The sequence below is a fragment of the Spiroplasma endosymbiont of Halictus nicosiae genome (assembly GCF_978018445.1).
Window position 1 is genome coordinate 1,778,388 of record NZ_OZ389573.1, and the last position, 13,592, is coordinate 1,791,979.

Here is a 13,592-nt window from a genome sequence, read left to right on the forward strand (position 1 = left end):
TAGTAAACAAAATCGGTTGAAAATCCAAGAAAAATACTACTTTTATTGTTTTTCTTTTGGAAAAACTAAAATATTTGCTATGATATTATTAAATATGTTATTAAATTTGGACAAGAAGGGAGAACATATGGAACAAAAAAAACCAACAATTGTTTCAGGCATTACTGCGACAGGACAATTAACTTTAGGAAATTATATTGGGGCGATAAAAAATTTTATTGAATTACAAAAAGATAATAATTTAATTATTTTTGTGGCAAACTTACATGCAATTACAATTCCAATTAGCAAAGAAGAATTACGAAATAACATTAAAAATATGGTTGCATTATATTATGCATGTGGTTTGGACCCACAAAAAGCAATTATTTTTGTTCAATCAGATGTCTTAGAAGTTACCTTATTAGCACATATTTTATTGTGCAATACAACTATTGGGGAATTATCACGAATGACACAATTTAAAGACAAATCAATAAAAATGAAAGCAGAAAATGGAACTGAATTTATTCCAACCGGATTATTAACTTACCCAACTTTAATGGCCACGGATATTTTATTATATGATGCTGATTTAGTTCCAGTTGGAAAAGACCAAAAACAACACATTGAATTAACACGAAATATTGCCGAACGAATGAATAATCGTTATCAACAAGATTTATTTAAAATTCCGACCGACTTTATTCCGCCAATTGGTGGTAAAATTATGGATTTACAAAATCCAACTAAAAAAATGAGTAAGTCTTCCAATGATCCTAAGTCTTTTATTGGTTTATTAGATGCACCCGAAATAATTCGAAAAAAAATCCGTAGTGCCGTAACTGATTCAGAAGGAAAAATTGCTTATAATCCTGAGCAAAAACCAGGCGTAAGTAATCTTTTAACAATTTATGCTGTTTTAAAAAAAGTAACAATTGAAGCAGCTGTTAAGGAATTTGTTCAACACGATTATGACCAATTAAAAGAACAAGTTGCCAATACAATTATTGAAGTTTTAGAACCAATTCAAAAAAAATACCACAAATTAATGCAAGATCAAACAATTGATGAATTAATTGATTTAGGAGCAACAAAAGCACGAGCAATTGCTAATAAAAAAATAACAAAAGTTAAAAATGTTGTTGGATTAAATTATAAAAAAAAGTAGCCTTTAAATAAAAAATAGACACATAAAGTATAAAATTTATGTGTTTATTTTTGTTATATTTAGTTTTGAATTTGGTATTTTAATTCATTTAATTCTCACAATGATTCTGAATATAATTAATTAAATATTCTTGTAAATCTTTATTAAGTTCATAACTTCAAAAAACATTTGAATTTAAACTAATTGTTAAATAATAAATCGTTGTTGAAAAATGGCTACCATCTAAAATATATTCTTCCATTGTTGTTTGTCCCGTCGTATAAGTATACTCCGTTGTATTACGAATTAACGGAAACAAAATAAAATCACGATATAATTGATTAGCTGTTGGAAAATGGGTTGACATACTTGCAATATATGTTTTAAATAAAACATTAGTTGTTGGTAGCTCAAATGCTAGAACATTTGAAGGATTATTAAAATAATAATTAATAATTGGTCATAAAGTATGAGCTTTTCTTTCTTTTGAAAACATTGTGAAAATTGTATTATCATTTTGATGTTTTACTCAATATTCATCTTGATCATTAATGGGTTGTAACATAAAATGTGTTAAAAACTTGCCAACCACTGGCTGCAATGTTGCATCTTGGGTTGGAATATAATAATGTTCTGGATAAATACAACTAATCGTTAAAATACTTGAAGTTGTAAACATTATCATCGTTCCAAAAAAACTAAGCAATTTTTTCATCGAATCATTCCTTTTGATAAACTATCTTTTAAATTATAACAAAAAATAGTGATTAAAAATTAAAATTATTTGGATCAGCTCCTAATCTTACCTGTGGTAAAGCAAATAATGCTGCCATATCTTCATCATCTAACATAAAATCATCTAGTTCACTATTAGCAATAATACGTTCCTTATGGGTTGATTTTGGAATAACAACAATATTTTGTTGTATTGCTCATTTTAAACAAATTTGGGCAGTACTTTTCTGGTGTTTTTCTGCAATTTTAAGAACAGTTGAATTTGTCATACATTGTCCTTGCATTAAAGTTGCTCATGATTCAATAATAATGTTGTTTGCTTGGCAAAATTTAACAACATCAGTATTATTTAAACCAGGATGAAATTCAATTTGATTAACCATTGGTTTGATTTTACTAATTGCAATTAACTCTTGTAAATGGCTAACTTCAAAATTGCTGACTCCAATTGCACGAATTTTTTTTGCTTTATACTCTGTCTCTAACGCACGAAAACATTCATTTCGTTCGGCAGTGGGCCAATGAACTAAACATAAATCTAAATAATCCGTATCTAATCGTGTTAGTATGTTATCTACTTCATGTAATGCCACATCGTACTTATGATTAGCATTTCAAATCTTACTTGTTAAAAAGATTTCTTTTCGTGGAACACCACTATCTTTGATTGCTTTGCCAATTAATTCTTCATTTCCATAGATTTGAGCAGTGTCAATATGACGATAACCATTTTGTAATGCGGCAATAACAGCTTGATAAACTTCATGCTCATCAGTCATTTTATATGTACCTAACCCAATTAATGGGATTTCAACGCCATTAAAAAGTTTTAATTTCATTGTTAGTGTTTTCATTTTTATTCTTCCTTTCCTTGTTTTGACCTTTACATAATTATAACTTTAATTAAAATCAATAACAAGGAAAACAAAATTGAAATTCTGTTAACAATTAATTTCAAAAATTATTAAAAAATATCTTACTTCTAAGATATTTTTCTTTTATCGTCATTCATTTTAATATGCTGGTTGTTCTAACTGTTGCTCATTTAAAATTTTTTGATATTGACTATGAATTTTATTATGTGTGATATTTAATTGTTCAATATTAGTATTAAATTTTGCAAAATTTTTCGTAAACTCTTGTCAACGTTCAACTCAACGATCAAATTCGCCTTTTATTTTTAATAAATTAGTTTTAATAACTTCAATATTTTGATTAAAAGCAACTTCACGCATATGTTTTTTTAAAACAAATAAAATTGCTGATAATGTTGTTGGTGAAGTAACTCACACCCGTTTTTTAAATGCAAAAGTAATAATATCATCTGGAAATTGGCCATAAATAAATGCGAATAAATCTTCGGAAGGAACAAACATAATTGCACTTGAAATTTCATTTTCAAGATTAATATACTTAGCAACTTCATTAATTCGATCTTTTAAATCTTGTTTAAAAAGATTTAAATATTTATTTTTAATTGCGGTATCACTTGCTTCTAAGTATTTATTATAATTTGTTAATGGAAATTTTGCATCAATAGCAATGTTTTCTTTTGCTCCACCAGTTTTAACTAATGCATCAACAACAGTTCCTGTCGGCAATTTATATTGGCGGTCTCATCCTTGATGACTTTCACCATACATATCACTTAAAACTTTTTCTAATAAATATTCACCTAAATTACCTCGTTTTTTATTATTTAAAAAAATATCATTTAAAGTTTTAACTTTTTCTTCAACTTCTTTTAATGTTGTAGTTGATTCTTTTAAAACTTTTAAATTTGATAAAACATCAGTAAATGATTTAGAAATAATTTCACCTTGATGGTTTAAATTATTTTTTAAGTCAGTATCTTGCTTTGACAAGTTATTTTGAAAATTACTTAATCCTTCGTTTAAAATTGTTAAGTTTTGATTAAATTTAGTATCATTTTTAACTGAATTTGTTTGAAATTCACTAATTAAAGTTAATAATTCTCTTTTTTGTTCAGAAAGTTGATTTTGTAATCCTAATCCTTGTTTCTCTAATAATTCTTTTGATGCTTGAATATCTTTCTGTAATAATGCTGAATCATTATTTACAAGCGGTTTTTTATGTGTTTTTACTAAATAAATTATTAGAAAAGTAACTAAAATAACTAAAATAATTCCTAATAAAACATATGAAATTGTTGTCATTGTATTCCCCCCCTAAATATTTTAATGTTTTATTGTATTCCGCAATAATTTTAATTATAGCCTGTTCAAATAAAAAAATAAACTCATAAGATTAATGAGTTTATTTTTTCTTTTTATTCAAATGTAACATTTAATTTATAAGCTGGGATTTTTGTCATTAAAGAAGCTAAAGTATCAGAAGCTGCTAAAATTTTTGAACCTGGTTTAGCCTCAATAGTTGCTCCTTTACCATCCTCATTAAAAGTTACTCAAATTTCATTATATCAAATCTCCTGATATTGATCAGCAAATTGTTTTCCTAATAGCTTTGTAACAAGATCATAACGAAGTTCGTTTTCAGTTTCTTTTGTATAAATCTTATCTAATTTAACAGGGATTAATTTTTCTGTTGGTTTAACATTATCTTGCGTTAAAAACTTACGTGGTGTTGTCTTGACTGTAAAATTGGCAGTTAGTGTTGAATGATTAATAACATGCTCAACTTCCGTTGTAATTTTTAAAGTCCCTTCCCCATTATCTTGATTAATTGATATTTCAATTCCACGATCTAAAGCTCCCATCATCGCTTTTAACATTGCATCTTTATATAAACTTGCGAAAGGATTTCGGTCCCCAACAAACTCCATAATTGCTGCTGTTATATTCATTGTTGTACCCTCAGGGTCTTTTTTATAATCTGCTCAGACTGCATCAACGAGATAAATATCACCAATATTTTTTAATGGAAATTCTTGCGAAAATGTAATTGGTTCATTAACAATTTCAACTGCTGAACCAATAAAATTACCACCTGTTTTTGGCGTAATTACTCATTGACTAATTTCTTGATCAAGATTTATTTCAATATCAAAAAAAGTAAAATTTGTTCCATTTAAACTATTAACAACAGTTAACACTTCATCGATGGTTAATTTTGTACCAGAACCATTATCATATGGCAATGATGTAACAGTAATAATTTTACTAATATCATTTGTTGTTCATTTTAAATCAACTTTTTTTGTTAAAAATGGGCGATTTGGAACATCTGGCATAAAACGAATAATTGCTGTTTTCATTCCTGGCGCTAAATCAACATCTAAGTTATCAACATTATAACCTGCTTTTTTTAAATTTGCTTTAATAGTACCAACAGTTGGTATTCCTGTTGTATTAATTTCAGCCCCAGTTTTAGGACTATGACATGCAATTGCTGTCCCAACAATTGGGCTTATTAGTGATACTGATGCTAAAATCATCATTAATTTTTTCATTATTTTATTCTCCTTTGTTTTTCAATAATTTTTATTACATAGTTAATATTAAAATTAGTTTATTAATTTTAAAAACATTATTTTGTTAAAATTTTGGTAATAATACTGCCCTGTTGTGGTGGGGTTATTTCCTTTTTAAAAAGAATTAATCGATATGTTTTAATAATATTTGCAATAATAAATGAAATAATAATTAGTTTTTTTAATAAAAAAATAACTAATATATTAATTCGATATCGCATAAAAAGATACGGTTCCAAAATATTTAAAAATAATTTTAGATTAAGAAACGGATTAAAATAAATTAAATCATTAATTTTATACCAATAAATTAAATAAATCCGTAATATGACTAAAGCAATAAAAAAGGAAATAATAAATAAAGCATAAAAGAAATAAAACGAAATTAAAATTGATTGATAAAGTTGAAAATAAAACTGTGTAAAACGACTAAGTAATCCTGTTATCGTAATATTTCAATAAATAGTGTATGATAATCAAAAAATATTTGCTAATCATAATAAAATTACAATAACATTAACTTTTAAAATATTATATCATTGTAAGATGATCCGTTTATAATGTTTAAAATCACTTAAAATTTGGATTAAAACAGCTAAGAAAAATAAAAAAGCACCCGTTATTAAAACAATATAAGTTAAATTTAATGAAATACTAACAAATGCTCAATTTGTATAATGTGGTACAAAACAAGGCAAAAATAACGAAATTCCAAAATATAAAGTAAACAAAATAAAATATATATTAAAAAATACTTGAAAATACTTTTTGAAATCTGTTTTCATTTTAATCACCCACACATATTTCCTTTTATTTTAAATTATATCTTTTATTATATTTAATTTAAAACCCTATTGTGAACCAATAATTAAAGTAATTATAATTATCATTTTAATTATTAATAACATGTTCTAAGTAATTATACCGTGAAAAGTTTTAAAATTAAAATTAAAATTTTATTTTTTAATATATAATTAAAAAGAAAAGAACCTATATTTTTTACTAAATTCCTATTTAATTAACAACAATGAAAGAAAAAACGAGGAAACTATATGCAACAAAAAAAATAACATCTTTTTTATTAAAAAATGAAATATTTATTTTTTTGCAATTCCATTATTCATAATTTCTCTTATTAGTTTAGGAGTTCTTATTGCAACGGGATGATATCAAATTGACTACCAAATTGCTGCTGAACTTGCAAAACCTTTATCAAATGAATTTGTTAAATATTGAGTCCGTTTTTATGATCAATTAGGAAATACTGAAATTGTTATTGTAATTATCATTTATCTAACAATATTATTAGAAACATGGTTTTTGCTTAAAATAAAACAAGAAAAGCAAAAATTTATAAAAAATTATTTGATTACTATAATCTATTATTTCCTAGCCATAGGAGCATGACTTATTGGTAATATTGTTAATTTAGCCTTAATTCCAAGTCTTAACGAAGGCTTTGGACCTGGAATTGACTATCTTCTATTTGATAATTATAAGTATAAATTAACAAGTGCTATTTTAGTTTTTCTTTACCAATCATTCTTATTGGAATTGGTTTTTATTATGTTTGCTATGGGTTAGTTAAAACTAACCGTTTGTTAACAGAACAAACATGAATAAAAGCAACTAAAGGATTAAGTCTTTTAATTAGTACATATATTATTATTGTGATTTTAAAAGGTGCAACACATCGAATCTATTATTATAATGCTATTTTGGGTGATTTAATTGATGCCCATCCTGAATTCTTAGCTGCTTATCTTAAATCGGGTTTTCATTTTGGATATAACTTAGGTAACGGTTATCTTAATAATATTCCCTCAGAATGACAATATCCTTGGTGAAAACCACCAATTGGTTTATTTAGTAATGTTAATATGCCAACATTTAAAACTTCATGAAAATACGCTTTCCCAAGTGGTCATATTAATGCTACATATTGTACTGGCTCAATTATTCTTTTATTTTTAAAAAATAAGCAGAACAATAAAATTAACTGAAAAATAAAATTATGTTTTATTATTTGATTAATTCATGTTTTAGCAATAAATTTTGCTGTTGTAATGGAAAGATTCCACTGGATTTCTGACACTGCATTTACCTTTATTTTTTCAACTGCCATAATTTTAGTTGTTCATTTTAGTATTAATAAAATTTTTGCAAAACACTTAATTTAAAAAATGGACTAAAATGAAAAGGTTTAGATGCTAATAGCATCTAAACCTTTTCATCGTGAAGAATTATATTTTAAATAATAATAAAATTATCTTATGAATTAATTAAATGATAAGTATCTTCACAAATCATTACTTCTTCATTTGTTCGCATTGCATAAACAAGAACATCTGCTTTTGGAATTGAAATTAGATTTTCCGTTTCATATGACCTTTGATTTGCTGACGAAGATAATTTTAAGTTTAATAAAGTAACTTCATTAACAACTAATTGGCGCATTTCATCAGAATTTTCACCAATTCCAGCGGTAAAAACAATTGCATCTGGTTTTGTTTTTAAATCATTAGCATAACTAACAATATATTTTGCAATTCTTTTTGTACTCATTAACAATGCTAATTTACTACGTTGATTATCCGTGTTACTTTTAAAAACATCACGTAAATCAGATGATACTCCCGAAATTCCTAATAAACCAGATTCTTTATTTAAAATATTAGTTATTTCATCTAATGTTGCACCAGTTTGATTTGCAATAAATTGGTGGATTGAAGGGTCAATATCGCCACTTCGTGTCCCCATAATTAATCCTTCTAATGGGGTTAAACCCATTGAAGTATTAAAACTTTTACCATTTTTAACTGCACAAATTGAAGCACCATTGCCTAAATGACAAATAATTGCATTAACTTCAGTCATTGGTTTTTGTAAAATTTCAGCTAATCGTTTTGTAATATAACGATAAGAAATGCCATGAAAACCATAACGACGGACTTGATAATTACTATATCATTCATAGGGAACTGAATATAAATAATTTTCTTCAGGAATTGTTGTATGAAATGAAGTATCAAATACTGCAACATTTGGAACATCAACAATCTTACGAAAAGCTTCAATGGCAGCAATTGCTGGTGGATTATGCAGCGGAGCTAATGTTACCATTCGTTTAATTTCTGCAAATACTTCATCGTTAATAATTATTGATTGTGTAAACTTTTCACCACCATGCACAATTCGATGTCCAATTCCTTGAATGTCAGTAAAATCTTGAATAATATGATGTTCTTTTAATTTAGCGATTAAAACTTTCGCTGCTGCTTTATGGTCTGAAAAATTTTCTTTTGTTTGAAACTCCTGACCATTAAATTTAAGGGTAAAAATTCCATCAATGTTAATTCGTTCAGCTAATCCTTTACAAATTACTTCATAATTTTTTGCTGAATCAACTTTATATAATTGAAATTTCATTGAACTACTACCCGCATTTATTACTAAAATCATTTTTCTTTTTTTTCCTTTCTAATCATTTGATTTATATATACATAAATATGCTGTCACTAAAACAGTATTGTAAATGTCATTAATAGTAGCACCACGTGATAAATCATTAACTGGGCGGTCTAATCCAATAACAATTGGACCAATTGCTTCAAATCCCCCTAATCGTTGGGCAATTTTATATCCAATGTTTCCCGCATCCAAATTTGGAAAAACAAAAATATCAACAGGTGCTTTTAAGACTGATGACGGCGCTTTTTTATTACGAATAGCATCATCTCACGCGGCATCAAATTGAAACTCACCATCAACAGAACAATTTTTTAAATTCTTTGCTTGGACAAGTTCATAAGCAGTACGGACTTTATCAACAGAAGTCCCACGCCCTGATGAACCTTTTGTTGAAAAGGATAATAATGCCATGTTTGGCTTTTGAAAACCAAAAACTTGACTAGCTTCATATCCTAAATAAGCAATATCTGCTAATTCCTCAGCCGTTGGATCAATATTCAAAGCACAATCAGTAAAAATATAACATTCATTATTTCGAACCATAAAAAAAAATGATGAAACTAATTTTACACTTGGTTTTGCTTTAATAATTCGCAATGCTGGACCAATAATATCTTTTGTATCATAAGTAATCCCACCAACCATTCCATCAGCAAGACCTTTTTTAACTCATAAAATTGCTAAATAATTACATTCACGAACTAATTCTTTAGCTTCTAATAATGAAATTTTTCCTTTTCGTAATTCAACGAAATATTCTGCTAATTCTGTTTCATTTTGCTCTTCGGCAACAATAACTTCGCTTTGTAATTCATCAATTGTTATAGGAACTTCTGCTCGTGTTGCAAAAACAAGAATTGGCGTAATATTTGTACCAATTAATTGTTTCGCTACTGTTTGAATTAGTTCAGAATTTCCTTCTGGAAAAATAATTTTTATTTTGTGAGAAAAGGTATTAATTTTTTCAAGTATGTTTTTTAAAATGTTCATTTTTTTATTCCTTTCTGCTATTAATCATTACCAAATAATTATATTACTTTTTTAAAAGTTTTTAGAAAAAGTAGCAAATTAATTATAATTAATTAAAAATTTTCCTATTTTAATTGTTGAAGTTTTACTATATCAAGGGCAGTATTTCAAGTCCCGTCATAATGCACAGCACTGCCAAGATGAATCGCATCATAATAATGACTAATTTCGCGATAATTAGTCAAATTAATACCACTATCTCCTTAAATTTGAACACCATAATTCCGAAGACTTTGTAAAGTTACTAAATTTTTCATAATTGGAGTTATCCCACCTTGGGTTAAAACTGTGCTAATTCCTAATTGAACTAATTGTTGAATAGCAGTAATTTTATCTTCAATTAAATCAAAAGACCTGTGAAAAGTAATTGCTAATGGATGTGCTAAGGCAATTAATTCTTCCATCCGTAATAAATCAATTTGATGCGTAGGTGTTAAAATACCGACCACAATACCTTCTGCCTTTGTTGTTTTAATATAAGCAATATCTTTTTTAAGTTGAAAATATTCATCAGCCGGACAATAAAAATCAGCATCACGGTGATGAACCATTATCCGAATAGGAACTTTAATTCGTTCAGTACATTCTTGAATAACTGCATAAGATGGTGTTAACCCTCCGCGCGATAAATCAGCACATAATTCAATTCGGTCAATATTTCCAGCTTGTTCAATAATTTGGCATTCTTCGTAGTTTCTTGCAATAACTTCAATAAACATTTATTCTTGCTCTCCACTAATAAATTTAATGCGATTAATAATCCCATTAATTTTATTATTATATGCTCCTAACTTAATATTTAATAATAAGACATTATTAGTTTTTAACAAATTAGCATAATCTTTATAAATACCAGCAAAAGCAGTAATACTAATTTCGCCACTTTCATCATAACAATCTAAGAATGCCATTTTATTGTTGTTTTTATCAGTAATTACTTTTACTCGCTTCACGAGAACTAAAATATTTGTTGATCCTAAACTTAAACGTAAATTACTAATTAATGTTGTTTTATCTTGGTACCCTGCTTTTTCACGAATATATTTTAATGGATGATTCGATAAATAAAATCCTAAAAATTCATATTCTTTTTCTAGACATATAACTTCATCGTTTGGTTCAATTACTAGTTCTGGTTTTTCAGCTAATGAAAAATCAACAATCAAATTTTCATTCTCTTCTTGTGTTTTAATCAACTCAATATAAGTAAGAATCCGGTGGTAATTATTAAATAAGGTAATCCGGTTCAACTTAAAAACATCTAATGCTCCAGAAAAACATAATGCCTCATAAGTTTTTCGATTTAAGCCTTTCTTATATAAACGAATAAACAAATCATATAAATCCATAAACATCCCATTAGTTTGATACTCTTGGGCAATTTTATTAAAAAAAGCAAAACCAATTTGTTTAATAATTAATAATGGAACACAAATTTGATTATCAATTGTATGATACTGTCAATATAGAGCATTAATATTTGGTGGCACAATTGTTAAATGATTCTTTTTTGCTAAAGCAATATAATCATTTGTTTTATGTTCATCCCCAATAACATGTGTCAATAAACTAGCTAAAAACTGGGAAGGATAATTTGCTTTTAAATAGGCCATTTGATAACCTAACAATGAATATGCAACTGCATGGCTCCGATTAAACCCATAGTCAGCAAATTTATAAATTAATTCTCAAATTTCTTGTGCTATTTTTTCAACATAATGATTTTTAACAGCCTCTTCAATAAATTCAGTTTTCATTTGGCTCATAATTGATGCATCTTTTTTCCCCATTGCACGACGAAGCACATCAGCTTTAGCTAGTGAAAAATTAGCAACTTTTTGAGCAATTAGCATAACTTGCTCTTGATAAACAATAATGCCATAAGTTGGTACTAAAATTTCAGTTAGACGTTCATCAATATAAGTAACTTTTACCAAATTTTTTTTTCGTTTAATAAACAAAGGAATATTATCTTGTGGACCAGGACGATATAATGAAGACGTTGCAACAATATCTTCTAATTGGTCTGGAACCATATCAACTAAAACCTTCGTCATCCCTGGTGATTCTAATTGAAAAATCCCTTTTGTATCCCCTTGCGCTAATAATTGATAAGTTTTTTGGTCATTTAATGGTAAGGTGTCAATATTTAATTTTACTTTTGTTTCTTGGTAAATATTATCAATCACATCATGTAAAATTGTTAAATTTCGTAATCCTAATAAATCCATTTTTAGAATTCCTAATTCTTCTAAATAATTCATTGAATATTGTGTTTGATAAATTCCATTATAGCCTTCTTTAATTGGAATAATTGTTTGTAAGCGTTGTTGTGTTAAAACAACACCTGCTGCATGGGTCCCTGTTTGACGTGGTAAACCAATAATTTTTTTTAAATGCAAAAACACTTGGGGATATTTCTTCTGATAAATTTCAAAAAGAGGATTAGCATTAATTGCTTCTTCATAATGATAATTATATTCTAATGGAACTGCTTTGCTCATTTTATCTGCTTCTTCAATTGCGATATCAAAAATTCGACAAATATCTCGAATTGCCATTTTCATCCCAATTGTTTGAAAAGTAATAATATGGGCAACATGTTCACTACCATATTTTTCAAATAAATATTCAACAACCATTTCTCGTTTATCATCTTCAAAATCAATATCAATATCTGGTAAACTTTTTCGCTCTGGATTTAAAAATCGTTCAAAAAGTAAATTATAAGCAATTGGATCAATTGTTGTAATATTTAATAAATAACTTACAAGACTACCAGCAGCACTACCGCGGCCAGGACCAACAAAAATATTTTGTTGTTTTGCATAACGAACATAATCTCATACAATTAAAAAATAATCATTAAAACCCATTTTATTAATCACCGTTAATTCATAAGTTAATCGTTGCAGATATGTTGTTTTAGAACCATTAATTTTTTTTTGTTTTAAAGCTGTTTGACAAATTTCTTGTAAAAACTGTTGTGCGGTCTGCCCTTCTGGGGTTGGATAACATAATAAATTATCAAAAATAGTCCCTTTATGCAAAGGAAAAACATCAATTGTCGTAATAAATGTTTTAATATTGTCAAAATATTGTTGATAAAGGGGCGGTGGTGAAACTCAACCATATAAATCTTTCATCTTACTTTCTTTAAATAAAGTTTGTGTTTTAATTGTATCAACAACTTTATAAGCAGTAAAATCTTCACTTGTAAAATATTGTACTTTATTATTTCAAATAATTTGTTCATTTGCAACTAATGCTTGCAACGACTCTAACAACGATAAATTCCCATTATTAATACCTAAATATAAATCCGTTCCAACTTTTAAAATTTTTCTTAGCGTTTGATATAACTCAGGTTGATAATTATCTGTTGTATAATTAATAATAATCTTAACATCTGTTGTTAAAAATTTACTAATTTCCTCTAATGTTACATTTTGCTTATGTTCAGCATTAATCATTATTAAAGATGAAATTTCAACTAAATTAAAATAACCATTTTGATTACGAGCAAATAAATTCATATTATAAGGAATATCATTCAAAAAAATAATAACATTTAAGCCAATAATTGGTTTAATTTTATTTTTTTGACAAAGCTGGTGAAATTCATAAACCCCAAACATATTATTATCACAAATTGCCAATGATGATAAATTAGTTGTCATAGCATAATTAAAATATTTATCAAAAGTAATTAAAGATGATAATAAACTATAACTTGTTCGAACATTTAAATGGGAAATTGTCATCATTGCTACCTCA

12 protein-coding genes are annotated in these 13,592 nt (G+C 26.9%); 3 read left to right on the plus strand and 9 right to left on the minus strand.

All coding sequences use genetic code 4. The features are described from left to right. Positions 1-127 precede the first annotated feature (127 nt). Positions 128-1,150 (plus strand): tryptophan--tRNA ligase, encoded by a 1,023-nt coding sequence (gene trpS / locus ACZ91P_RS12025; protein ID WP_465156452.1) that lies wholly within the window; start codon positions 128-130, stop codon positions 1,148-1,150. An 88-nt stretch (positions 1,151-1,238) separates the two neighbouring features. Here the strand turns inward: trpS and ACZ91P_RS12030 are convergent, their stop codons facing one another. From ACZ91P_RS12030 to ACZ91P_RS12050, 5 genes are all read right to left on the minus strand, one after another. Beyond that, positions 1,239-1,844 carry a lipoprotein gene (locus ACZ91P_RS12030; protein WP_465156454.1) on the minus strand — a complete coding sequence of 202 codons (606 nt, stop codon included), beginning with the start codon at positions 1,842-1,844 and terminating at the stop codon, positions 1,239-1,241. A 52-nt stretch (positions 1,845-1,896) separates the two neighbouring features. Beyond that, positions 1,897-2,718, minus strand: coding sequence for an aldo/keto reductase (locus tag ACZ91P_RS12035; RefSeq protein WP_465156456.1), 822 nt, complete (start codon positions 2,716-2,718; stop codon positions 1,897-1,899). Between the two features lie 159 nt (positions 2,719-2,877). Further along, complete coding sequence (locus ACZ91P_RS12040) at positions 2,878-4,041, minus strand: DNA recombination protein RmuC (protein ID WP_465156458.1); 1,164 nt, start codon at positions 4,039-4,041, stop codon at positions 2,878-2,880. 113 nt (positions 4,042-4,154) lie between these two features. Then, a complete protein-coding gene (locus ACZ91P_RS12045) occupies positions 4,155-5,294 on the minus strand; it encodes a hypothetical protein (protein WP_465156460.1) in 1,140 nt (379 codons plus the stop codon). Positions 5,295-5,371: 77 nt separating this feature from the next. Further along, on the minus strand, positions 5,372-6,100 hold the full coding sequence (locus ACZ91P_RS12050; protein WP_465156462.1) for a hypothetical protein: 729 nt from the start codon (positions 6,098-6,100) through the stop codon (positions 5,372-5,374). A 535-nt stretch (positions 6,101-6,635) separates the two neighbouring features. Between ACZ91P_RS12050 and ACZ91P_RS12055 the strand changes: the two genes are divergently transcribed. Together ACZ91P_RS12055 and ACZ91P_RS12060 are read left to right on the plus strand one after the other, a co-directional pair. Beyond that, on the plus strand, positions 6,636-6,899 hold the full coding sequence (locus ACZ91P_RS12055; RefSeq protein ID WP_465156464.1) for a hypothetical protein: 264 nt from the start codon (positions 6,636-6,638) through the stop codon (positions 6,897-6,899). Between the two features lie 14 nt (positions 6,900-6,913). Beyond that, positions 6,914-7,495, plus strand: a complete 582-nt coding sequence (locus ACZ91P_RS12060) for a phosphatase PAP2 family protein (RefSeq protein WP_465156466.1) — start codon at positions 6,914-6,916, stop codon at positions 7,493-7,495. Between the two features lie 91 nt (positions 7,496-7,586). Here ACZ91P_RS12060 and ACZ91P_RS12065 read toward each other — a convergent pair whose 3' ends face one another. The 4 genes from ACZ91P_RS12065 to ACZ91P_RS12080 all read right to left on the minus strand — a co-directional run bounded on the left by ACZ91P_RS12065 (position 7,587) and on the right by ACZ91P_RS12080 (position 13,582). Further along, complete coding sequence (locus ACZ91P_RS12065) at positions 7,587-8,777, minus strand: acetate kinase (RefSeq protein ID WP_465156468.1); 1,191 nt, start codon at positions 8,775-8,777, stop codon at positions 7,587-7,589. Between the two features lie 18 nt (positions 8,778-8,795). Then, complete coding sequence (gene pta, locus ACZ91P_RS12070; RefSeq protein ID WP_465156470.1) at positions 8,796-9,776, minus strand: phosphate acetyltransferase; 981 nt, start codon at positions 9,774-9,776, stop codon at positions 8,796-8,798. Positions 9,777-10,018: 242 nt separating this feature from the next. Further along, positions 10,019-10,534 (minus strand): copper homeostasis protein CutC, encoded by a 516-nt coding sequence (locus ACZ91P_RS12075; protein ID WP_465156472.1) that lies wholly within the window; start codon positions 10,532-10,534, stop codon positions 10,019-10,021. Beyond that, positions 10,535-13,582 carry a DNA polymerase III subunit alpha gene (locus tag ACZ91P_RS12080; protein ID WP_465156474.1) on the minus strand — a complete coding sequence of 1,016 codons (3,048 nt, stop codon included), beginning with the start codon at positions 13,580-13,582 and terminating at the stop codon, positions 10,535-10,537. Positions 13,583-13,592: the final 10 nt, after the last annotated feature.